The organism is Plantibacter lichenum, from assembly GCF_050587525.1.
In the GTDB taxonomy this organism is placed as follows: domain Bacteria; phylum Actinomycetota; class Actinomycetes; order Actinomycetales; family Microbacteriaceae; genus Plantibacter.
On the sequence record NZ_JBOBFT010000001.1, the window covers coordinates 341,728 to 363,444 of the forward strand.

General features: G+C 68.9%; 18 protein-coding genes. 11 read left to right on the forward strand and 7 right to left on the reverse strand.

Features of this window, described 5'->3' with window-relative positions; translation table 11 throughout:
* Positions 1-180 precede the first annotated feature (180 nt).
* The 3 genes from ACQ3HB_RS01505 (at position 181) to ACQ3HB_RS01515 (ending at position 2,826) form a co-directional block, all read left to right on the forward strand.
* Positions 181-594: an L-rhamnose mutarotase gene (locus ACQ3HB_RS01505; protein ID WP_430917081.1), complete on the forward strand. Its 414-nt coding sequence runs from the start codon at positions 181-183 to the stop codon at positions 592-594.
* Positions 595-675: 81 nt separating this feature from the next.
* Positions 676-1,842, forward strand: a complete 1,167-nt coding sequence (rhaI, locus tag ACQ3HB_RS01510; RefSeq protein WP_430917083.1) for an L-rhamnose isomerase — start codon at positions 676-678, stop codon at positions 1,840-1,842.
* A gap of 57 nt (positions 1,843-1,899) precedes the next feature.
* Entirely contained in the window at positions 1,900-2,826 is a 927-nt protein-coding gene (locus ACQ3HB_RS01515) for an amidohydrolase family protein (protein WP_430917085.1), read from the forward strand.
* Positions 2,827-2,845: 19 nt separating this feature from the next.
* Here the strand turns inward: ACQ3HB_RS01515 and ACQ3HB_RS01520 are convergent, their stop codons facing one another.
* Positions 2,846-3,679 carry an alpha/beta fold hydrolase gene (locus ACQ3HB_RS01520; protein WP_430917087.1) on the reverse strand — a complete coding sequence of 278 codons (834 nt, stop codon included), beginning with the start codon at positions 3,677-3,679 and terminating at the stop codon, positions 2,846-2,848.
* A gap of 106 nt (positions 3,680-3,785) precedes the next feature.
* Between ACQ3HB_RS01520 and ACQ3HB_RS01525 the strand changes: the two genes are divergently transcribed.
* On the forward strand, positions 3,786-4,376 hold the full coding sequence (locus tag ACQ3HB_RS01525; protein ID WP_430917089.1) for a TetR/AcrR family transcriptional regulator: 591 nt from the start codon (positions 3,786-3,788) through the stop codon (positions 4,374-4,376).
* A 196-nt stretch (positions 4,377-4,572) separates the two neighbouring features.
* Here ACQ3HB_RS01525 and ACQ3HB_RS01530 read toward each other — a convergent pair whose 3' ends face one another.
* From ACQ3HB_RS01530 to ACQ3HB_RS01545, 4 genes are all read right to left on the reverse strand, one after another.
* Positions 4,573-5,646, reverse strand: coding sequence for a substrate-binding domain-containing protein (locus ACQ3HB_RS01530; RefSeq protein ID WP_430917091.1), 1,074 nt, complete (start codon positions 5,644-5,646; stop codon positions 4,573-4,575).
* 109 nt (positions 5,647-5,755) lie between these two features.
* Entirely contained in the window at positions 5,756-6,784 is a 1,029-nt protein-coding gene (locus ACQ3HB_RS01535) for an ABC transporter permease (protein WP_430917092.1), read from the reverse strand.
* On the reverse strand, positions 6,781-8,478 hold the full coding sequence (locus tag ACQ3HB_RS01540) for a sugar ABC transporter ATP-binding protein (protein ID WP_430917094.1): 1,698 nt from the start codon (positions 8,476-8,478) through the stop codon (positions 6,781-6,783). The genes ACQ3HB_RS01535 and ACQ3HB_RS01540 overlap by 4 nt, the downstream gene beginning before the upstream one ends.
* Positions 8,475-9,557: an NAD(P)-dependent alcohol dehydrogenase gene (locus ACQ3HB_RS01545; protein ID WP_430917096.1), complete on the reverse strand. Its 1,083-nt coding sequence runs from the start codon at positions 9,555-9,557 to the stop codon at positions 8,475-8,477. Before ACQ3HB_RS01545 ends, ACQ3HB_RS01540 begins: the two co-directional genes overlap by 4 nt.
* A gap of 201 nt (positions 9,558-9,758) precedes the next feature.
* Here ACQ3HB_RS01545 and ACQ3HB_RS01550 point away from each other — a divergent pair, with 201 nt between their 5' ends.
* Positions 9,759-10,715, forward strand: coding sequence for a sugar-binding transcriptional regulator (locus tag ACQ3HB_RS01550; RefSeq protein ID WP_430917098.1), 957 nt, complete (start codon positions 9,759-9,761; stop codon positions 10,713-10,715).
* 202 nt (positions 10,716-10,917) lie between these two features.
* Here the strand turns inward: ACQ3HB_RS01550 and ACQ3HB_RS01555 are convergent, their stop codons facing one another.
* A complete protein-coding gene (locus ACQ3HB_RS01555) occupies positions 10,918-12,378 on the reverse strand; it encodes a rhamnulokinase (protein ID WP_430917100.1) in 1,461 nt (486 codons plus the stop codon).
* 91 nt (positions 12,379-12,469) lie between these two features.
* Entirely contained in the window at positions 12,470-13,273 is an 804-nt protein-coding gene (locus ACQ3HB_RS01560) for an SDR family NAD(P)-dependent oxidoreductase (protein WP_430917102.1), read from the reverse strand.
* 311 nt (positions 13,274-13,584) lie between these two features.
* Here ACQ3HB_RS01560 and ACQ3HB_RS01565 point away from each other — a divergent pair, with 311 nt between their 5' ends.
* From ACQ3HB_RS01565 to ACQ3HB_RS01590, 6 genes are all read left to right on the forward strand, one after another.
* A complete protein-coding gene (locus ACQ3HB_RS01565) occupies positions 13,585-14,343 on the forward strand; it encodes a DeoR/GlpR family DNA-binding transcription regulator (RefSeq protein ID WP_430917103.1) in 759 nt (252 codons plus the stop codon).
* A 239-nt stretch (positions 14,344-14,582) separates the two neighbouring features.
* Positions 14,583-16,724 (forward strand): bifunctional aldolase/short-chain dehydrogenase, encoded by a 2,142-nt coding sequence (locus ACQ3HB_RS01570; protein WP_430917105.1) that lies wholly within the window; start codon positions 14,583-14,585, stop codon positions 16,722-16,724.
* Entirely contained in the window at positions 16,721-18,220 is a 1,500-nt protein-coding gene (locus ACQ3HB_RS01575; RefSeq protein ID WP_430917106.1) for a rhamnulokinase, read from the forward strand. Before ACQ3HB_RS01570 ends, ACQ3HB_RS01575 begins: the two co-directional genes overlap by 4 nt.
* Positions 18,221-18,229: 9 nt before the next feature.
* Complete coding sequence (locus ACQ3HB_RS01580; protein ID WP_430917108.1) at positions 18,230-19,243, forward strand: 2-hydroxyacid dehydrogenase; 1,014 nt, start codon at positions 18,230-18,232, stop codon at positions 19,241-19,243.
* Positions 19,244-19,410: 167 nt separating this feature from the next.
* The gene (locus ACQ3HB_RS01585) at positions 19,411-20,331 is read left to right on the forward strand and encodes a FadR/GntR family transcriptional regulator (protein ID WP_430917110.1); all 921 of its coding nucleotides are present in this window, start codon (positions 19,411-19,413) and stop codon (positions 20,329-20,331) included.
* 61 nt (positions 20,332-20,392) lie between these two features.
* Positions 20,393-21,709, forward strand: a complete 1,317-nt coding sequence (locus ACQ3HB_RS01590) for an alpha-hydroxy acid oxidase (protein ID WP_430917112.1) — start codon at positions 20,393-20,395, stop codon at positions 21,707-21,709.
* Positions 21,710-21,717: the final 8 nt, after the last annotated feature.

Consider the following 21,717-nt stretch of genomic DNA (forward strand, 5'->3'; position numbering starts at 1 on the left):
CCGACAACAGCGCCGACCAACCCTGACGAAACGTTCAGACACGCCTCTGGCATCGATTTCACCCCCTCCGAGCGGCGCGATGCGCTCGCGGATTGACGAGGTCACGAGCCGGGGTTAGCATTGGTCGATCGGTTATTGAATCGATTCATTCACCACGACACGAGCCGAGAGGGACGCCCGATGACGAGCACCCCACCCCCAGCGGACGACGCTGCAGACATCGATGCCGCGGAACCCGACGTTGTGCAGGAAGACGCGATGCATCGCGTCTGCTTCCAACTGCAGGTCAAGCCGGAGCGTCTCGCGGAGTACCGCGAACGCCATGCAGCCGTCTGGCCCGACATGCTCGCGGCCCTGAAGTCGACCGGGTGGAACAACTACTCGCTCTTCGTGCGCGACGACGGTCTCCTCATCGGCTATTTCGAGACGCCGTCCCTCGAAGCCGCGCAGGCCGGGATGGCCGAGACGGAGGTCAACGGGAGGTGGCAGGCGGAGATGGGCGAGTTCTTCGTCGACCTCGACCTCCCACCGGACGAGGGCTTCCTCCGGCTCACCGAAGTCTTCCACCTCGAGGACCAGCTCGCCGGGCCCTGACGGCGCCGACCTCACCCAGACCTCGAACCGACACCGAAGCAACACCGAACCAGACACCGAACCAGACACAGAGAAGTGACCATGACCAGCTTTGACACCATCACCCCACTGCTCGAGAAGCAGGCCATCGAGCTGCCCTCCTGGGCGTTCGGCAACTCCGGAACGCGCTTCAAGGTGTTCGGCACCCCCGGAACGCCGCGCACTCCGGAGGAGAAGATCGCCGATGCCGCGACCGTCAACGACTACACGGCCCTCGCCCCGAAAGTGGCGCTCCACATCCCGTGGGACCAGGTCGACGACTTCGCGACCCTCCGCACCTTCGCCGAGGACCACGGCGTCGAGCTCGGCACCGTCAACTCGAACACGTTCCAGGACGACGCCTACAAGTTCGGCAGCCTGACGCACGTGGACCCGGCCGTCCGCCAGAAGGCGATCGACCACCACTTCGCGTGCATCGACGTCATGGATGCGACGGGCTCGCAGGACCTCAAGATCTGGCTCGCCGACGGCACCAACTACCCCGGCCAGGGCGACATCCGAGGCCGTCAGGATCGCCTCGCCGAATCGCTCGAGCAGATCTACGCTCGCCTCGGCGACGACCAGCGACTCGTCCTCGAGTACAAGTTCTTCGAGCCCGCTTTCTATCACACGGACGTCCCGGACTGGGGGACGTCGTACGCCCAGGTGACGGCTCTCGGCGACAAGGCCATGGTCTGCCTCGACACCGGCCACCACGCGCCCGGCACGAACATCGAGTTCATCGTCGCGCAGCTCCTTCGCCTCGGGAAGCTCGGCTCGTTCGACTTCAACTCGCGCTTCTACGCCGATGACGACCTCATCGTGGGCGCGGCGGACCCGTTCCAGCTGTTCCGCATCCTGTACGAGGTCGTGCGGGGCGGCGGTCTGGCCGATGACAGCCCGGTCGCGTTCATGCTGGACCAGTGCCACAACGTCGAGGACAAGATTCCCGGCCAGATCCGCTCCGTCCTGAACGTGCAGGAGATGACGGCGCGGGCGCTGCTCGTCGACCGCGATGCGCTCACGGCGGCCCAGAACGCCGGTGACGTGCTCGGCGCGAACGGCATCCTCATGGACGCCTTCTACACCGACGTCCGTCCGGCCCTCGCCGAGTGGCGCGAGTCGCGCGGTCTCCCATCGGCCCCGTTCGCCGCGTACCTCGCGAGCGGCCACCAGCAGCGCATCGCCGAGGAGCGCGTCGGCGGCACCCAGGCCGGCTGGGGCGCGTGAGCAGCGGGATCCCGGACGGGTATGCAGAAACATCGGATGATTCGGTAGCGTTGGGGCATGAGCTTCATCGTCGATGCACACCTGCACGTCTGGGATCCCGACCTCCTCCACTACGCCTGGCTGGCGGACGTGCCGGCGCTCGACCGACGGATGGCGTTCACCGAACTCGCCGAGTCGCGGACCGCGGAACACGCGACCGTAAGCACTCAGCCCGTCGACGCGTCCGTGTTCGTCCAAGCCGACTGCCGCGATGACGAAGCGCTCGCGGAGGTCGACTGGGTGACGTCGATCGCGGTCGCCGGAGGCCCCGACGCCGGAGCCGACCTCCCCGAGCACGCCCCGATCACCGGCATCGTCGCGCACGCAGCGCTCGAACGGGGCGACGCGGTCTCCGCCCACCTCGACGCACTTCGCGAGCGCCCGCTCGTCGTCGGCGTCCGCCGTCTCCTGCAGTCGGAGCGGCTCGGCTTCAGTCGCGAGAACGGCTTCATCGCCGGCGCCCGCGCACTCGCCGATCGCGGCCTGACGTTCGATGCCGGGGTGACCGAGGACCAACTGGGCGATGTCACGGCGTTGGCCGATGCGGCACCGGATCTCCGCATCGTCCTCGATCATCTCGGGAAGCCCCAGCTCGGGGCGGGCCGGTCGGACGAAGCCCGGTCGGCGGGCCTGGCACGCTGGCGCGCGTGCCTCGCCGAGCTCGCGCAGCGCCCCAACACCTGGTGCAAACTGTCCGGCCTGCCGTCCCAGTGGCCCGATGTCTCCTGGACTCCGGCCGATCTCGAACCGTGGCTCGACACCGCGTTGGAACTCTTCGGAGCGCACCGATGCCTGTGGGCGAGCGACTGGCCCGCATCATCGATGCAGACCGGGTACGACCGATGGCTCGCGTTCATCACGGAGTGGTCGGCGTCGCTCTCACACGCCGAGCGCGATGCGATCCTCGGCGGCAGCGCGACGGACGTCTACCGCCTGCCGCGCTGAGCGCTCCGGCCGCGCAGGACTACTTCGCGAGGAACCCGAGCAGCACCTCGTTGACCTCGCGGTGGTGGGTCCACAGCATGCCGTGCGGGGCTCCGTCGATCTCGACGTACTCCGCGGACGGCAACGCCGCAGCGAACACGCGACCCGTCGCATCGATCGGGAGGATCCGGTCCGCGGTGCCGTGCACGATGAGCGAGGGCACGTCGATCGCCGCGACATCGCTCCGGAAGTCGGTCAGCCAAGTCGGCTGCGCCCACACGGACGCATAGGGCGATGCGTTGTAGGCGAGCTGCTGGTTGGCACGCAGCGCCTCGTCGCTCAGACGACTGCCGAGATTCTCGTCCGTGTTGAAGAAGTTCTCGAAGAAGCTCGTGAAGAAGGCGTAGCGGTCGTCGGTGACGGCGGCGAGGAGGCCGTCGAAGACGTCCTGGGGAACACCCGTCGGGTTGTCGTCGGTCTGCAGGAGGTAGGGCTCGAGCGATCCGAGGAAGACAGCCTTCGCCACGCGGTCGGAACCGTAGCGGCCGAGGTACCTGCCGACTTCACCGGTGCCCATCGAGAAGCCGACGAGGACGGCGTCGCGCAGGTCGAGCTGGTCGATCACGGCCTTCAGGTCGGCCGCGAAGGTGTCGTAGTCGTAGCCCACGGTGGGCTTGCTCGATGCGCCGAAGCCACGACGATCGTAGGTGATCACGCGGTAGCCGGCATCGAGGAGTGCAGCGGTCTGCTTCTCCCACGACGACCCGTCGAGCGGGTAGCCGTGCACGAGGACGACGGGCTGACCCGATCCGTGGTCTTCGACATACAGCTCGATGGGCGTGCTGTTCTCGGTTCCGACGGTGATGGTGGACATGGTGGATTCCTCTCGAAGTGATTCCTGAATGTGATGAGAACGAGCGTTCTCATCACTGATCACCACTCTAGAGAACGCTCGTTCCCAATGCAAGTACACTGAATCCATGAGCACAACACCCGTTGCGGATGAAGTCGCGGTCTCCCCGCTGCGCACAACGATCATCGACACCGCCGACCGTCTCTACTACGCGCGCGGCATCCAGGCCGTCGGGATGGACGAACTCCGCACGGCCGCCGGCGTCTCGCTCAAGCGCCTCTACGCCGAGTTCCCGAGCAAGGAGGAAATCGTCCTCGCCGTCATGCGGCATCGGCACGAACTCTGGACCGCCGGCGTGAGCGCACTCGTCGACGAGGCCGAAACGCCCAGGGACCGGCTGCTCGCGATCTACGACTACCTCGCCGGTTGGTTCAGCGAGGACACCTTCCGCGGCTGCGGCTTCATCAACGCGTTCGGCGAGATGGGCTCCGTCTCCCCTGCCGTCGCGGCGATCGCCCGGGAGCACAAGGCGTCGTTCCAGGCGTACGTCGCCGAGCTCGCCGCTGACACGGGCGCGGGCCCAGAACTCGCACCGCAACTCGCGATCCTCGCGGAGGGCGCACAGACGACGGCAGCGATCACCGGCACCCCGGAGGCGGCAACGCAGGCCCGTCGCGCCGCCGAGATCCTCATCGACGCCGCCACGACCCGCAGCTAGCTGCTGTTCACAACTCAGGAGCGTTGCGGCGCGTCGCCCCCGACATGCCGATGCCGGAGCGCGACACGCCGAGGCCGTCCTGAGTTGTGAACAGACCGAACACGAGCAACGCCCACAACACGAACGGCGGGACCGACGCGATGTGCGCCGGCCCCGCCGATTCTCCGGTCCCGCAGGACCTCAGAACTCAGAACCGCTACTTCTGGCCCGGAAGACCCTCGTTCGCGATGTCGCCCGTCTGCAGGTTGTCGTTCGTCATCTTCGTGAGGCCCTTGAGGAAGTCCTCGCGCTTCGACACGACGTGCTCGATCGCCTGGTCGACGTTGTCCTTCGTGATGGCGGGCATCAGGTAGACGGGGTTCTTCTTGACGTCGTCGCCACGGACCACGGCTGCCGCATACGCGACGCCGGCCGACAGCTCGACGGTGCCGTTCTGCAGCGAGGTGCCGATGAAGTCACCGCTCTTGACGGCCGCGAGACCGTCCGCGATGCCGTCGATGCCAACGATCGGGACTCCGGTCTTGCCGGCCTCCTTGAAAGCCTGCAGGGCGCCGAGGCCCATGTCGTCGTTCTGTGCGATGACGCCGGTGATGTCGTCGCCGAACGCCGAGATCCAGTTCTTCACCTTGTTGACGGCCTCGTCGCGCTTCCAGTTCGCGGTGTCCTTCGCGAGGACCTTCACGTCCGGGTACTTCGCGAGCACGTTGTCGATGCCCTTGCCGCGGTTGAGTTCACCGGAGCCGCCGAGCGGACCCTGGAGGATGATGACGTTGCCCTTGCCGCCGATGGCGTCCATCATCATCTGCGCTTCCTGCTCGCCGGCCGCGACGTCGTCCGGCTGCACGGAACCGGTGAGGTCCTTGCTGTCGAGCGATGCGTTGACGTCGAAGAACGGGATCTTCGCCGCCTTCGCTGCAGCGATCTGCGGCTGCAGCGAGTCGGCCTGCACGGGGATGACGACGATCGCGTCGACGCCGGCGCTCACGTACTGGTCGATCTGGCTGGCCTGCGTGTTGACGTCGAGTCCCGCGGAGTTCCACAGGATGTCGATGTTGTTCTCCTTGGCGTAGGTGTCGATGCCTTCCTTGCCCTCGGTCACGAACGACGACATGTCGTAGACGCTGACACCGATGGTGAGGTGCTTCTGGCCGCTGGCGTCGGTGCTGCCCGCGCCGGCGCTGGGGTCGCCCGCTCCGCAGCCGGAGAGGCCGAGCGCGAGGACGCCGGCGGCTGCGATGCCGCCGAGCCACATGGTCCGGTTCTTCTTCATGGGGATCTCTTTCCTGTGTGCAATGGGGGTGTACTCGGTGGTGCCCTTCGACAGGCTTGTGGACCGGTCCCGGCCGCTGCCTGTCGAAGGGCGCGACCGGGACCGGAAATTATCGACGTCGCTTGTTGGACCAGACGTCGACGGCGACGGCCGTCACGATGAGCGCACCCTTGATGACGTCCTGCCAGTAGGCGGGGACGGTGAGGATGTCGAGGCCGTTGTTGAGGGTCTGGATGAGGAGCAGGCCGAGGGCCGTGCCCCACACGCTGCCGCGACCGCCGAGGAGGCTCGCGCCGCCGATGACGACGGCGGCGATGGCGTCGAGTTCATAGCCCTGGCCGAGGTTCGGTGCTCCGAGGGTGACGCGGCTCGCGAGCATCACGCCGGAGATGCCGGCGAGGACGCCACTGATCGCGTAGACGCTGAAGAGCGTGCGGCCGACCTTCACACCGGCGATCTGGGCTGCGATGGGGTTGCCGCCGACCGCGTAGACGCGCATGCCGTATGCCGTGCGGCGCATGATGATCGCGAAGCCGATGATGCCGACGATCATGAGGATGACGGGGAGCGTGAGGCCGAAGATCTGCGTGTTCGCGATGCTCGAGAACGCGGGCGGCAGGCCCGTGATCGGCGCACCGTTCCCGGCGACGTAGGCGAACCCGGATGCCGCGGTGAGCATCCCGAGGGTCGCGATGAAGGGTGGCACCTTGATCACCGAGACGACGAAGCCGTTGATGGCGCCCGCGAGGAGGCCGACGCCCATGCCGGTGACGAGGGCGAGCCAGACCTGGTCGGGGAACGCCTTCGCGGTGATGCTGCCGTAGACGGCGGCGACCGCGATGACACTGCCGACGGACAGGTCGATGCCACCCGTGAGGATCACGAGGGTCTGGCCGAGCGCGATGAGGGCGAACGGAGCCGCGGCGATGAGGATCGTCGTGAGGTTCTCAGGGGTCCCGAACCGCGCGCTCCGGTAGAGGAAGAACGCGATGATGAGGAGCATCACGATGACCATCGCGTAACGGATGGCCAGGTTGCCGAACCAGGCGCCGCTGAAGCGCCTGGTCTCGCCCGGGAGGAGGCCTACGGCCTGGCCGGCGGGCACCGCCTGGTCGATGTCTGGGGCTGTCTTCGTCATGAGCGAGCGCTTTCTGGGTGCTGTTCGTCGTGCTGGGGGGATGTGGGTGGAGCTTCCGGTCCCTGAGCCTGAGCTTCCGGTCCCTGAGCCTGAGCTTCCGGTCCCTGAGCCTGAGCTTCCGGTCCCTGAGCCTGTCGAAGGGCAGGGGTCATGCCGGACGCGAGCCGGAAGATGCGATCCTGCACCGTAGGGTCGGCCAAATCAGCCCGTTCCAGTTGCGCGACGACCGTCTGCTCGCGCATCACGAGGGCGCGGTGCGAGAGGCTGAGGATCTCGGGGAGGTCGCTCGACGCCATGATGACGGCCATGCCGGACGCGCTGAGCTCGGTGATGATCCGGTAGATCTCACTGCGGGCGCCGACGTCGACGCCGCGGGTCGGTTCGTCGAGGAGGAGGACGTCGACTTCGTCGGTGAGCCAGCGCGCGAAGACGACCTTCTGCTGGTTGCCGCCGGACAGCGTCTCCATCTCCTGATCGAGTCCGCGGCTGCGGAGGCTGACGGATCTCATGCTCGCGCCGATCGCGTCCTTGCGGCTCTTCCCGTGGAGCCAGCCGAGGGTGCTGAACTTGCCGAGCCGCGGGAGGGTGCCGTTTGCGAGGATGCTCATCGAGAGCACGGCGCCTGCACCCTTGCGGTCTTCGGGGACGAGGGCGATGCCGGCGTCGATCGCGGCCGACGGGTTGCCCGTCCGCACGTTCTTCCCCTTGACCGTGATCGTGCCGGCCGTGACGGGTCTCGTCCCGAAGATCGCCTCGACGAGTTCCGTCCGGCCCGCGCCCACGAGGCCCGCGAGGCCGACGATCTCGCCGCGCTTCACGTCGAGGTCGAGCGGGGCGCCTGCTGGAGCGACCGCGAAGCCGCGGAGGCTGAGGACGGTCTCGGTGCCGGCCGGCGGCAGCTCGGGGAACAGGTCCTCGAGCTCACGGCCGATCATCGCGGTCACGATGTCGTCGTCGCTCAGGTCCACGAGCGCTTCGTCGAGGACGAGCCCGCCGTCGCGCAGGACGACGACCCGGTCGGCGATCTCCCGGATCTCCTCCATCTTGTGCGTCGTGAAGAGGATGGAGACGCCTCGGTTGCGCAGCTGTCGCATCACGCCGATGAGCCGCGCGACCTCGCGTTCGGCGATGGCGCTCGTCGGTTCGTCGAGCAGGAGGACTCGGGCGCCCGTGTTGGTCGCTTTGACGATCTCGACGATCTGGCGGAGACCGACCGGCAGGGAGCCCATGCGCGTGGTCGGCTGGATGTCCACGCCGAACGCGTCGAGGAGTTCGCGCGCCGTGCGGATCATCCGCTTGCGGTCGAGGAAGCCGAGCCGGTTCCGCAGTTCGCGGCCGAGGAAGATGTTCTCGTACACGGTCGTGTCGAGGACCGATGCGAGCTCCTGCGGGACGATCGCGATGCCGAGCCCGACCGCCGCGTTGGGGTTGCCGGACGGCAGTTCCTGCCCGCGGACGAGCACACGACCCTCGTCCGGCTTGTACTGGCCGGAAGCGATCTTCATCATCGTGGATTTGCCGGCGCCGTTCTCTCCGGAAAGCGCCGTGATCGTCCCGGGCTCCAGCGAGAGCGAGACGCCTTTCAGGACGGGGACGCCTCCGAAGGACTTCCGGAGGTCGACGCACTCGAGCATGACGGGCGCGTCGGAGGGCGCCGCGGCCTGCTCGTCGAGCGCGTTCGGGACGGCGTTCATCGTGACGGCACCACCATGCTCTTGAGGGTTGCGGGCGAGGATGCGGATTCGAGGGCGGCTTCGACGTCGTCGAGACCGAAGTGGCCGGTGACGAGGGCGTCGAGGTCGACCTTCCCGGAAGCGACGAGCGCGATCGCGGTGGGCCAGGTGCCCGCGTAGCGGAAGACGCCCGTGACGATGAGTTCACGGTTCTGGATGGTCGAGACCGGGAGGCTGACCTCGTCGGCGCCCATCCCGACGAGCACGGCGATGCCGGCGCCGCGGAGCGCCCCGATGCCCTGCTTGACCGCGATGGGTGAACCGGAGGCGTCGATGAACGCGTCGAACTCGGCGGTCGGGATGCCGTCGGCGATGGGATCGATCACGCGCGTCGCTCCGAAACGGAGAGCGACGTCGCGACGTTCTGCGACGGGATCGCTCACGACGATATCGGTCGCACCGAACGCTCGCGCGACCTGTGCCGTGACGATGCCGATGGGGCCGGCGCCCGCGATCAGCACGCTCTTCCCAGGGCTCACCCCCGCTTTCCTGCACGACCAGATGCCCACCGAGAGCGGTTCCATGAGCGCAGCCGCGTCATCGGAGATGCTGTCGGGGACCGCGTGCGCGAAGTCGTCCTGGATGACGGCGTATTCGGCGAACGCGCCGTGGATCGGTGGCGTCGCGTAGAACTCGATGCGCTCGCACAGGTTGTACTGGCCGGCCTTGCAGAATCGGCAGCGGCGGCACGGGTGCTGCGGTTCGATCGAGACGCGCTCGCCGATGCGGGCCGCGTCGACGTCGGAGCCGACCGCGACGATCGTGCCGGAGGCCTCGTGCCCCAGGATGAGCGGCTCCTCGACGACGAAATCGCCGATGCGGCCGTCGTGGAAGTAGTGGACGTCGGAACCGCAGACGCCGACGGAGGCGATGCGCACGAGCACCTGGTCTGCGTCGAGCGCGGGGACCGCGACGTCCGCGACGGTCAGTTCGCGCGTCCGTTCGAGGATGCTCGCCCGCATGTTCGCGGGTGCGGTGCCGGTGTGTGCGGTGCCGACTGGTGCGGTGCCGGTCGGTGTGCTCGTCGCCGGTGTGCTCATTGCGGTGTCCCTTTCGCGGCCTGGGCCGCCTGCCTCGGTGGAGGAGCGGTCGCACCGGGCTGGAGCGCCGGTGCTCACGGGTCACTCTAGAACAATTTCACGAATGTGATGCACCTGCGCTCAGATGAGCGGGTAGAGTGGAGCAAGCGTCCATCACGTGACGCGCAACACGACGACGTGTCGAACAGAAGCGGGGAACACATGGGGCCAGACGAACGAGTACGGATCGCCTACGCGGCGAAACGCCACTACGTCGACGGATTGAGTCGCGTCGAGATCGCCGACGAACTCGAGGTCTCACGCTTCAAGATCGCCCGCATGCTCGAAGCGGCGCGCGAGCACGGCATCGTCACGATCACGATCGAACCGCACGCCTCCGTCGACCTCGACCTCTCCATCGGCCTCCGCGACCGCTTCGGACTGGGTCGGGCCCTCGCCGTCATCACGCCGGAACAACGACCGGAGACCATCCAGGACCGGCTCGGCAGCGCCGCGGCGGAACTCCTCAACGAGATCGTCGTCGACGGCGACGTGCTCGGCCTCACCGCCGGCCGCACCCTCACCGCGACCGCCTCGCACCTCACGACCCTCGCCGACTGCGAGGTCGTCCAGCTCGCGGGCGTCGCAGCGGCCACCCCGGAGAACGGCGTCGAGGTCATGGGCAAGTTCAGCCGCGTCTCGGGCGGGCGGGCCCACGCGATCTTCGCGCCGCTCGTCGTCGACAACGCCACGACGGCGCGCGCCCTGCGCAGCGAACCGGGGATCCGGAACACGATGCGGCGCTTCGCGTCCGTCACGAAGGCCGTCGTCGCCATCGGGAGCTGGAATCCGCCGGACTCGCAGCTCTACGAGAGCGCCCGACAGGTCGGGATCCTCGACCAGCTCCTCGCGAAGGGCGTGCAGGCGGAGATCTGCGCGACCCTCATCGACCGCGACGGCAATGTCGTCGACGGCATCGAGGACCGCTCGATCGCGATCGCGACCGACCAGCTGCGGATGATCCCGGAGGTCATCGCGGTCGCCGGAGGCACGCTCAAGACCGCCGCCGTCGCCGCAGCGCTCCGCTCGGGACTCGTGACGTCGCTCATCACCGACGTCGCACTCGCCCAGCGACTCCTGAGCGAGCCTGAGCACGGCTCGGCGCGCCTCCGTCGCTGACCCCGCCCGGCCGCTGAGCCCGCCGAAGGTCCCGGCCGCTGAGCCCGCCGAAGGTCTCGGTCCCGGAACCCGCCGAAGGGCCCGGTCCCTGAGCCTGTCGAAGGGCCCCTTCCACCACAACTCCTTCAATCCGGCGACCACGATCAGCCATACCCCCGGAATTCCGGGCTTCCCGATCTCGAGCACGTCCGATTCGAAGGAGTTATGCGCGATCCCGAACGGTGGCGCCTGGGAAGACGACGGGCGGGAAACTCCGCCGCACGAGGTCGCGCAATTCGGCTATTCCGCCGTCGATCGCACCGATCGACCGCGCCTGCACCATGAGGTTGCCGATCGCCGTCGCCTCGGAGGGGCCGGCGAGCACGGGCAGACCGGCGCGCTCGGCGACCATCGTGCAGAGGAGCGCGTTCTGCGATCCGCCGCCGACGATGTGGATGGCACGGATGCGCTTCCCGGCGAGTTCGGCGGCCTGCAGGGCGACCCCGGCGAACGTCTCGGCGAGGCTCTCGACGATGATCCTGACCAGTCCAGCACGGTCCTGCGGCACCCGGCCGCCTCGCTCGACGAGCTGCGCACGCACTCGGTCGAGCATCGATCCCGGGCCGACGAACACCTGTGATCGCGGGTCGATGAGCACGTCCGCCGGGGCGAGCGCACCCGCGGCGGCGAGCAGCGCATCGGCTTCCCCACCGTCGCCTGGGCGCCCGACGCCCCACTCGCGGAGGCACTGATTGAGGATCCACAGCCCCGCGGAGATGTTGAGGAAGCGGTTGCGACCGTCCACGCCGCCCTCGTTCGTGAACCCGGCGAGCCGCGCCGCCTCGCTGAGGACGGGCGACCGGGTCTCGACGCCGACGAGACTCCACGTGCCGGAGGAGACGAACGCCACGTCATCGTCCGTCGTGGGGATGGCGGCGACCGCGGACGCCGTGTCGTGCGTCGCGACCGCGGTGACGGCGGTCCCCGCATCGATCCCGAACGCTGCAGCGGCCGCGCCAGTCACGTCGCCGTAGCCGCTGCCGGTCGCGATCACGGGTGCGAAGAGCCGACGTGGCAGCCCGAGCTCCTCGAGCAGACGGTCGTCCCAGCTCCTCGTCCGCCAGTCGACGAGGCCCGTGGTCGAGGCGTTCGTCCACTCCGATGCGACGACGCCCGTCAACCGGAACGCGATGGCATCCGGGAGGAGGAGCATCCGATCGGCGAGTTCGAGGACGCCCCTGTCCCGGTCGGCGACGAGCTGATATCTGGTCATGAGCGGGATGGCGCACTGCCCGGTCCGCTCGAAGAGTTCCCGCTCGGCGATGCGGTCGTGGACCTCGTGGAACGCCGTCAGGGTGCGCGGTTCACGCTGGTGATAGGGCGGTTCGAGGAGGCGGTCGTCGCGCAGGAGCGCGTAGTCGCTCGACCACGAGTCGATACCGATCGACGCGAACCGGTCGTCGCCGCGCAGCTCACGGAGCCCTGCGGCGGCATCGATGATGAGTCGATCGAGGTCCCAGTGCAGTTCACCGCGCTCGACGAGCGGTACGTTCTCGAAGCGACGGAGCCCCTCGATCGCGATCACGTCCGGTCCGACGCGGCCGGCGACCACTCGACCGCTCGACCCGCCGAAGTCCAGGGCCGCGACGCGCACCGGCGTTCCTGGGCGACCCGTGTTCGGCATGGCTCAAGCGTAGCCGCGCCGACCCCCGTCCCCTGAGCCCGTCGGCTGTCCCCTGAGTCCGTAGGCCCCGTTCCCCGAGCCCGTCGAAGGGCTAGACCACCGTGTAGCCGCCGTCGATCCGGAAGCTCTGCCCCACGACGTACGCGGAGCGATCGCTCGCGAGATAGACGACGAGGTCGCCGAGCTCTTCCGGCTGTCCCATCCGACCGGACGGGATCTTCGAGACCCACGTCTCGGCCATTTCGGGGTTCTCCGCCACGAAATCGCGTGTCATGTCGCTCGCGAAGTAGCCGGGGGCGATCGCGTTCACGCGAATCCCGAGCGGCAGCCATTCGATCGCGAGGCTGCTCGTGAGCATCGACACGGCCGCTTTCGAGGTGTTGTACGCGGCCTGCGTCTGGGGGATGTTGACCGCGAACGCGGACATCGACGACACGTTGACGATGCTCGCGACGCCGCGGTCCTCTCCCGGGCGGCCGGCGTTCGCGGCGACGAACGCCCGCGCGAAGGTTCGCGAGGCGAGGAAGGTGCCGGTCACATTGACCTCGAAGAGACGGTTCCAGTCGGCGACCTCGGTGTCGATGGCGGGCGCCCCGAGGGTCATGCCCGCGCTGTTCACGAGGATGTCGGCCGCGCCGAATCGTGCCGAGACGGCGTCGAACGCGGCGGAGACGGATGCTTCGTCGGTCACGTCGACGTGCACGCCGATCGCTTCGGCTCCCGTTTCGGCGGTGAGCCGGTCCGCAGCGGCGCCGACCGTGTCGAGACGGTCGAGGAGGGCGACGGATGCCCCGGATTCGGCGAGCGCTCTCGCCATGGCGTAGCCGAGTCCTCGCGCTCCGCCGGTGATCACGGCGATCCGCCCGGCGAGTACGGCTTCAATCATCGTTGACATGCCCTCAGTGTAGACACTTCGCTCATTCGACTCAGAAGCCCGCTCGTTTGAGCGCCTGTGCACGAAGAGATGTTCACAACTCAGGAGCATCCCGGCGTGTCGGCGTCATCTGGCCCCGCTCGAGCGCGACACGCCGCATCCCTCCTGAGTTGTGAACACGCCCGCAGATCGGGTGGCGAATGCGACGATGTGACATTCTGTTGGAACGCACACCATCGGACGTGGGCGGGGCAGAGCGGCTGCAGCGCGGAGCTGACAGCGGTCCCTGACCGAACGACGACACCAGGCACGACAGGCAAACGAGGATCACGATGGCGACGACCGGCACACTCGGGGCTGAGGACCGCCGCGCGCACCTGACGGTGATCCTCGAACGCGACGGCGCCATCCGCCTCGACGACGCAGCGCAGGAACTCGACGTCTCCTCGATGACCGTCCGCCGCGACCTCGCCGACCTCGAGACCGCCGGCATCCTGCGCCGAGTGCGCGGGGGCGCCATCCCGACCCTCCGGCCCAAGACGTTTACGGAGCGATCTGCGACAGGTGTCCGCGAGAAGGGGATCATCGCCGAGAAGGTCCGCTCGCTCATCCCCACCGACGGCGCGATCGCGGTCGATGCGTCGAGCACGGCTGGCGGCATCGGTCGCCTCCTCGGCGATTCCGCCCTCACGGTCGCGACGAACTCCTACCCGAACTTCCTCCTGGCGGGCGCGAACCGCGACGTCACAGCGATCCTCGTCGGCGGAGAGGCGGAGTCGCGCACGGACAGCTTCATCGGCCCGATCGCCTGCCAGGCCGCCGCATCGCTGCTCTACCGCCGCTTCTTCTTCTCCGCCGCGGCGATCGATCCCGTGATCGGCAGTTCCGAGGTGACGCTGGAAGAGGCGCAGGTCAAGCAGGCGTTCGCCCGCGCGTCCGATGAGACGGTCCTGCTCGCAACGTCCTCGAAGCTCGGGCAGCGGGCGATGGCCGTCGGCTTCCCACTCGACGGCATCGACCTCCTGGTGACCGAGCTCGACCCTTCCGACCCGCTCCTCGATCCCTACCGCGCGGCCGTCGACCTCCTCTAGCCGCCCCTCCCGCACAAGAGTTCCCACCACAGCCTCCGGCCGACCCCCTCCCTGTTCACAACTCAGGAGACGTGCGGCGCGTCGCGGCCGAATCGCCGCCGAACCGGCGCGACACGCCGGGATGCTCCTGAGTTGTGAACATCCGGGCCGTAATTCGTCATTGCAATGCGTGTTACTTCTTGTGATACTTAACACGAACCGACATGACGGGCGCCGCGTGCGCCGACGAAGGAGTACGAATGTCCGGCACCCCCGCGACCCCCGCCGCCGACGGAACCGCAGCGAGCGGCTCCGCAACGAGCAGCTCCGCAGCGAGCAGCACCGCAGCGAATACCACCGCAGCGAGCACCAACCCGACCGCCGCGGAACTCATCGCCCGCAGCAACCGTCTCGGCAGCGATGCCAAGAACACGAACTACGCGGGCGGCAACACCTCCGCCAAGGGCACCGCGATCGACCCCGTCACGGGCGAGCCGGTCGAGCTCCTCTGGGTCAAGGGCTCCGGCGGCGACCTCGGCACCCTGACCGAATCCGGTCTCGCCGTCCTCCGCCTCGACCGTCTCCTCGCGATGCAGGACGTCTACCCCGGCGTCGAACGCGAGGACGAGATGGTCGCGGCCTTCGACTACACGCTGCACGGCAAGGGTGGCGCGGCCCCCTCGATCGACACCCCGATGCACGGCCTCGTCGACGCACCGCACGTCGACCACCTGCACCCCGACTCCGGCATCGCGATCGCGACCGCGGCGGACGGCCCCGAGCTGACCGAGGCCATCTTCGGCGACAAGGTCGTGTGGGTCCCGTGGCGCCGCCCCGGCTTCCAGTTGGGTCTCGACATCGCCGCCATCAAGCAGGCGAACCCGCAAGCGATCGGCACGATCCTCGGCGGCCACGGCATCACCGCGTGGGGCGACACCTCCGAGGAGTCGGAGGCGAACTCGCTCTGGATCATCGACACGGCCGCCGCGTACATCGAGGCCAACTCGAAGCCGGAGCCCTTCGGTCCTGCGCTCGACGGCTACGCGGCCCTCCCCGAAGCGGAGCGCCGTGCGAAGGCCGCCGCCCTCGCCCCCACGATCCGCGGCATCGCCTCCGCGGACAAGCCCGTGGTCGGCCACTTCACCGACAGCGATGTCGTCCTCGACTTCCTCGCCAGCGCCGAGCACCCGCGCCTCACCGCCCTCGGCACGAGCTGCCCGGACCACTTCCTCCGCACGAAGGTCAAGCCGCTCACGGTCGATCTGCCCGCGACGGCGACCGTCGAGGAGATCATCGAGCGCCTCGGCACCCTCCACGAGGCGTACCGCGAGGACTACCAGGCCTATTACGACCGCCACGCGACCCCCGAGAGCCCGGCGATCCGCGGTGCCGACCCGCTCATCGTCCTCGTCCCCGGCGTCGGCATGTTCAGCTTCGGCAAGGACAAGCAGACGGCCCGTGTCGCCGGCGAGTTCTACGTCAACGCGATCAACGTCATGCGCGGCGCGGAAGGGCTGTCCACCTACTCGCCCATCGACGAGGCCGAGAAGTTCAACATCGAGTACTGGGCGCTCGAGGAGGCGAAGCTGCAGCGCCTGCCGAAGGCGAAGCCGCTCGCGACCCGCATCGCGCTCGTCACGGGGGCCGCATCCGGCATCGGCAAGGCCATCGCGACACGTCTCGCGGCGGAAGGTGCGGTCGTGGTGATCGCCGACCTCTCACTCGAGAAGGCGCAGGCCGCCGCCGCAGAACTCGGCAACACGGACGTCGCGATCGGCATCGCCGCCGACGTCTCGAACGAAGCAGCCGTCCAGGCCGCGATCGATGCCACCGTGCTCGCCTTCGGCGGTCTGGACCTCGTCGTCAACAACGCCGGGCTCTCGCTCTCCAAGTCGCTCCTCGAGACGACCGAGGCGGACTGGGACCTGCAGCACAACGTCATGGCGAAGGGCTCGTTCCTCGTCTCGAAGGCGGCGGCGCGCGTCCTCATCGATCAGAAGCTCGGCGGCGACATCGTCTACATCTCCTCGAAGAACTCCGTCTTCGCCGGTCCCAACAACATCGCCTACTCGGCCACGAAGGCCGACCAGGCGCACCAGGTGCGCCTGTTGGCCGCGGAGCTCGGCGAGTACGGTGTGAAGGTGAACGGGATCAATCCGGACGGCGTCGTCCGCGGCTCCGGCATCTTCGCCTCCGGGTGGGGCGCCAACCGCGCCAAGACCTACGGCATCGATGAGCAGGATCTCGGCGCGTTCTACGCGCAGCGCACGATCCTCAAGCGCGAGGTCGTCCCGGAGAACGTCGCGAACGCGGTGTTCGCGATCTGCACGCCGGACTTCAGCCACACGACCGGCCTCCACATCCCTGTCGACGCAGGCGTCGCAGCGGCCTTCCTCCGATGATCGACGGCACGAGCGGAGCATCCCGAGTGAACACGGCAGGCACGACCGGCATCGTCGCGGCCGTCGACCTCGGCGCGACGAGCGGCCGGGTCATGCTCGGCCACGTCGGCCCGGGAGAGCTCCGCCTCGTGCCCGTCGCACGGTTCCCGAACACCCCCGTCCGCACGCCGGACGGGCTGCACTGGAACATCCTCGAGCTGTACCGATCGGTCCTCGCGGGGCTGGGTTCCGCGGCCAGGCAGGCTCCCGATCTGCGCAGCATCGGCATCGATTCGTGGGCGGTCGACTACGCGCTCCTGCGGAACGGTCGGATGCTCGGTTCGCCCTTCCACTACCGGGACGAGCGGACGACGGCCGGCGTCGAGGCCGTTCACGAGACCGTTCCGTTCTCGGAGCTGTACCGGGAGAACGGCCTGCAGCACCTGCCGTTCAACACGCTGTACCAGTTCGCCGCAGAGCGGGCCGATGGGCTGCTCGACGTCGCGGACACGGCGCTCCTGATCCCGGACCTCATCGCCAATTGGCTGACGGGGGCGCGGGTCGCCGAGGCGACGAACGCGTCGACGACGGGCCTGCTCAGGCTGCCCGGGGCTGACGACGGGGCCGCCTCCCCTGCGTGGAACACCGAACTCATCGAGCGCCTGGGCCTCCCCGCCTCACTCCTCCCGCCCGTCGTTCGTCCCGGCGAACGCATCGGCATGCTCCTCCCGGCCGTGGCTGCAGACCTCGGCCTCCCCGGCACGACCCCGGTCACCGCCATCGGCTCGCACGACACCGCATCGGCCGTGGTCGCCGTCCCGATGACCTCGCCCGACGCCGCGTACATCTCGTGCGGCACCTGGGGTCTCGTCGGGGTGGAGCTCGAACACCCCGTCCTCACGGAGGCGAGCCGCGAGGCGAACTTCACGAACGAGGGCGGCGTCGACGGACGCATCCGCTTCCTCCACAACGTCATGGGCCTGTGGCTCCTGAGCGAGTCGGTCCGGACGTGGGAACGCGACGGCGAGACGATCGACCTCCCGGCACTCCTCGCCCAGGCGGCGGCGTACGGCGACGACGTGCCCGTCTTCGACGTCGACGATCCGCGATTCCTCACCCCCGGCGATCTGCCGGCCCGCATCGCCGCGTACCTCGGCGAGCGCGGGCAGAGCGCCCCCTCGTCCCGGGCGGGCATGGTGCGCTGCATCATCACGAGCCTCGCCGATGCCTTCGCCCGCGCCGTGCACACCGCCTCAGAGCTCTCGGGGGTGGACGTGCGCACGATCCACATCGTCGGCGGCGGCTCACAGAACACGCTCCTCTGCCAGCTCACCGCGGATCGCGCCGGGATCCCGGTCGTCGCGGGGCCCGTCGAGGCGACCGCACTCGGCAACGTGCTCGTGCAGGCACGCGCCGTCGGCATCCTCGCAGGCTCCCTCGAAGCGCTCCGCGACCTCGTGGTCCGAACGGTCACACCGACCAGGTACGCGCCGCGCGTGACCCAGGCGAAACGGTAGCGTCGTCGCATGACTGAGCAGCAGGCCCCCGCCTTGTCCCCGTCCGCCTCCCCGTCCGCCTCCGCACCGGCATCGGCATCCGCACCGGCACCGGCATCCGCAGATCCACGTCTCGTCGTGAGTGTGCCGTCTCAAGCGTTGCGCGATGCCGTCGGCACGGTTCCGGACGGCGTCGAGCTCCTCGTCTGGGATCTCGCCTCCGCGGCCCCGCGCGATGCGATCGACCTCGTCGTCCCGCCGTACATGAGCAGCGACAACCCGCTCGGTCGACTGGACGGCGTGCGGACCCGGCTGGTGCAGTCGCAGTCGATCGGCTACGACGGCGTCGAGCCGCTCCTCCCCCGCGGCACCGTGTTCGCCAATGCGGCGAGCGTCCACGAGGCGTCGACGGCCGAGCTGGCCGTCGGGCTCATCCTCGCCTCCCAGCGCGGCATCCCGGACTTCGTGCGTGCCGCCGAGACGGGCACGTGGGCGTTCGCGCCGCGGCAGAGCCTCGCCGACCGCCGCGTGCTCCTCATCGGGTACGGCGGCGTCGGAGCTGCGATCGAGGACAGGCTCCTGCCGTTCGAGGTCGAGGTGACGCGGGTGGCCTCGCGGGCCAGGTCCGACGACCGCGGCCCGATCCACGGCATCGACGAACTGCCCGATCTCCTCCCGGACGCGGAGATCGTCATCGTGGTCGTCCCGCTCACGGAGCACACGTCGGGTCTCGTCGACGACGCCTTCCTCGACGCTCTTCCGGACGGCGCCCTGCTCGTGAACGTGGCTCGCGGGCCCGTCGCCGACACCGATGCGCTCGTCAGGCATGCGACGTCCGGTCGGATCCGTCTCGCACTCGATGTGACGGATCCGGAGCCGCTTGGATCAGACCACGCGCTCTGGAGCTTGCCGAACGTCCTGATCTCACCCCACGTCGGCGGCGCGACGAGTGCGATGCTGCCGCGGATGGGTCGGCTCGTCAGCCGTCAGATCGCGGCGCTGCTGGCGGGCGAGGAGCCCGAGAACATCGTGCTGCGGACGTAGGCGCGCGGGCCGGAGCCGACCCGGAATCGGCCCGGCACGACCCAGCAATCAGGGGTTGCGGGCGCAATCAAACACGATAGGATTTGTGGTCTGACCACAGGTCGGGGCACCGGTCGAACACCGGTCCCGCCCCGGGTCCGACCACACCAACGACGGAGGGAACCACCATGAACGCGGAGCCGCGCGCCTGGGAGACCGTGCTTGCCAGCATCGAGTCCGACCTCCTCACGGGTGCGCTCCGCCCCGGCGACCGCCTCCCCGGGGAACGCCAACTCGCGACCGACCTCGGCGTCGGCCGCTCGAGCGTCCGCGAAGCGATCCGGGCCCTCGAAGTCCTCGGGCTCATCCGCACCCACACGGGGTCCGGTCCCACCGCCGGCGCCATCATCGTCGCGACGCCCTCCGGCGGGATGGCGACGCTCATGCGCCTCCAGGTCGCCGCGCAGGGCTTCGCCGTCCGCGACGTCGTCGACACCCGCCTCATCCTCGAGACCGCCGTCGCGCACAGCCTCGCGGCGGCGCATCGCACCCACGGGGCCCACAGGGCCGAAGGGGCCGGAGATGCCGGAGGGGCCGGAGCAGACGGGGTTGGGACGGGCGGGGCAGACACCGATGACGCCGACGCGCTCCCCGACGAGATGACGGGCTCCGCCACGAGCGTCCTCGGCGCCCGCTCCTCCGACCAGGGTCCCGACATGAGCCGGCCCGCTGAACTCCTCGCCGCGATGGACCAGCCGAACCTCACGGAGGCCGAGTTCCTCGCGCTCGACGCCGCCTTCCACGTCTCGCTCGCCGAGGCGGACGGCAACCAGGTCATCGTCGCGACGATGTCCGGCCTCCGCACCTCCATCGAGAGCTACGTCCTCGCGGCCGTCCCCCGCCTCGCGTCGTGGACCGACGCCGTCGAGCGCCTCCGCACCGAGCACCGCGACATCATCGCCGCGATCGAATCCGGCGACACCGTCCTCGCGCGCGCCACCGTCCGCGATCACATCGTCGGCTACTACACGGCCGCCAACCTCCCCCTCCCTACCTCCACCCCCACCACCCCATTCCCTTCTGCCGAGGGGTCACACATTGCGGGTTGAGCACGCTCAGACCCACAATGTGCGACCCCTCGGCAGATGAATTCAGAGAAAGTCAGAGAAGATGGCCATCGAACGTCGAGTACCGAAGCTGCACGATCTGCTGCCGCTCATGCAGTTCAAGAAGCCCGAGTTCAACGCGCGGAAGCGTCGACTCGCGGCAGCCACGACGATCGCGGACCTCCGCACGATCGCCAAGCGCATCACGCCCACCGCCCCCTTCGACTACACCGATGGCGCGGCCGAGGGCGAGATCTCGCTCGCCCGCGCACGCCAGGCGTTCCAGGACATCGAGTTCCACCCGAGCGTGCTCAAGAACGTGGCCCACGTCGACACCGGCTGGGACGTCCTCGGCGAGCGGGTCGCGCTGCCGTTCGGCATCGCCCCGACCGGTTTCACCCGCATGATGCAGACGGAGGGCGAGCGCGCCGGTGCGTCCGCAGCCGCCGCGGCCGGCATCCCCTTCACCCTGTCCACCATGGGCACGACCTCGATCGAGGATGTGCAGGCAGCAGCCCCGGGCGGACGCAACTGGTTCCAGCTCTACATGTGGAGCGAGCGCGAGCGGTCGATGGCCCTCGTCGATCGCGCCGCGGCGGCCGGCTACGACACCCTCGTCGTCACGGTCGACACCCCCGTCGGCGGTGCACGCCTGCGCGACGTCCGCAACGGCATGACGATTCCGCCGTCGCTCACCCCGAAGACCATCATCGACGCGCTCCCCCGTCCGGCCTGGTGGATCAACTTCCTCACGACCGAGCCCCTCGCGTTCGCGAGCCTCGACCGCTGGTCCGGCACCGTCGCGGCGCTCATCGACACGATGTTCGATCCGACGGTCGGGCCCGACGAGGTGAAGTACATCCGTGAGCAGTGGAAGGGCAAGCTCATCGTCAAGGGCGTCCAGTCCGTCGCCGACGCGAAGCTCGCCGTCGACCTCGGCGCCGACGCCGTGCAGCTCTCGAACCACGGCGGCCGTCAGCTCGACCGCGCCCCGATCCCGTTCCACCTGCTCCCGCACGTCGTCCGCGAGATCGGCAAGGACGCAGAGGTCCACCTCGACACGGGCATCATGAACGGCGCCGATGTCGTCGCTTCCGTCGCCTTGGGCGCTCGGTTCACCTTCATCGGCCGCGCGTACCTGTACGGCCTCATGGCCGGTGGCCGCGAGGGTGTGGACCGTACGATCCAGATCCTGTCCTCGGAGATCACGCGCACGATGAAGCTCCTCGGCGTCTCGTCCCTCGAGGAGCTCGAGCCGCGTCACGTCACGCAGCTCTCGCGCTTCACGACCCTGCAGCCGACCGCCGAGACGCTCGCCGCCGTCGCTGCGCCGGCCCGGAAGCCCGCGGCACGCAAGCCCGCGGTCGCCGCGAAGGCCTAGCCGCACAC

Excerpts from the sequence above, each read along its gene's own strand:
- ACQ3HB_RS01505 (WP_430917081.1), top strand. The coding sequence starts at position 181 with ATGACGAGCACCCCACCCCCAGCGGACGACGCTGCAGACATCGATGCC.
- rhaI (WP_430917083.1), top strand. The coding sequence starts at position 676 with ATGACCAGCTTTGACACCATCACCCCACTGCTCGAGAAGCAGGCCATC.
- ACQ3HB_RS01515 (WP_430917085.1), top strand. The coding sequence starts at position 1,900 with ATGAGCTTCATCGTCGATGCACACCTGCACGTCTGGGATCCCGACCTC.
- ACQ3HB_RS01520 (WP_430917087.1), bottom strand. The coding sequence starts at position 3,679 with ATGTCCACCATCACCGTCGGAACCGAGAACAGCACGCCCATCGAGCTG.
- ACQ3HB_RS01525 (WP_430917089.1), top strand. The coding sequence starts at position 3,786 with ATGAGCACAACACCCGTTGCGGATGAAGTCGCGGTCTCCCCGCTGCGC.
- ACQ3HB_RS01530 (WP_430917091.1), bottom strand. The coding sequence starts at position 5,646 with ATGAAGAAGAACCGGACCATGTGGCTCGGCGGCATCGCAGCCGCCGGC.
- ACQ3HB_RS01535 (WP_430917092.1), bottom strand. The coding sequence starts at position 6,784 with ATGACGAAGACAGCCCCAGACATCGACCAGGCGGTGCCCGCCGGCCAG.
- ACQ3HB_RS01540 (WP_430917094.1), bottom strand. The coding sequence starts at position 8,478 with ATGAACGCCGTCCCGAACGCGCTCGACGAGCAGGCCGCGGCGCCCTCC.
- ACQ3HB_RS01545 (WP_430917096.1), bottom strand. The coding sequence starts at position 9,557 with ATGAGCACACCGGCGACGAGCACACCGACCGGCACCGCACCAGTCGGC.
- ACQ3HB_RS01550 (WP_430917098.1), top strand. The coding sequence starts at position 9,759 with ATGGGGCCAGACGAACGAGTACGGATCGCCTACGCGGCGAAACGCCAC.
- ACQ3HB_RS01555 (WP_430917100.1), bottom strand. The coding sequence starts at position 12,378 with ATGCCGAACACGGGTCGCCCAGGAACGCCGGTGCGCGTCGCGGCCCTG.
- ACQ3HB_RS01560 (WP_430917102.1), bottom strand. The coding sequence starts at position 13,273 with ATGTCAACGATGATTGAAGCCGTACTCGCCGGGCGGATCGCCGTGATC.
- ACQ3HB_RS01565 (WP_430917103.1), top strand. The coding sequence starts at position 13,585 with ATGGCGACGACCGGCACACTCGGGGCTGAGGACCGCCGCGCGCACCTG.
- ACQ3HB_RS01570 (WP_430917105.1), top strand. The coding sequence starts at position 14,583 with ATGTCCGGCACCCCCGCGACCCCCGCCGCCGACGGAACCGCAGCGAGC.
- ACQ3HB_RS01575 (WP_430917106.1), top strand. The coding sequence starts at position 16,721 with ATGATCGACGGCACGAGCGGAGCATCCCGAGTGAACACGGCAGGCACG.
- ACQ3HB_RS01580 (WP_430917108.1), top strand. The coding sequence starts at position 18,230 with ATGACTGAGCAGCAGGCCCCCGCCTTGTCCCCGTCCGCCTCCCCGTCC.
- ACQ3HB_RS01585 (WP_430917110.1), top strand. The coding sequence starts at position 19,411 with ATGAACGCGGAGCCGCGCGCCTGGGAGACCGTGCTTGCCAGCATCGAG.
- ACQ3HB_RS01590 (WP_430917112.1), top strand. The coding sequence starts at position 20,393 with ATGGCCATCGAACGTCGAGTACCGAAGCTGCACGATCTGCTGCCGCTC.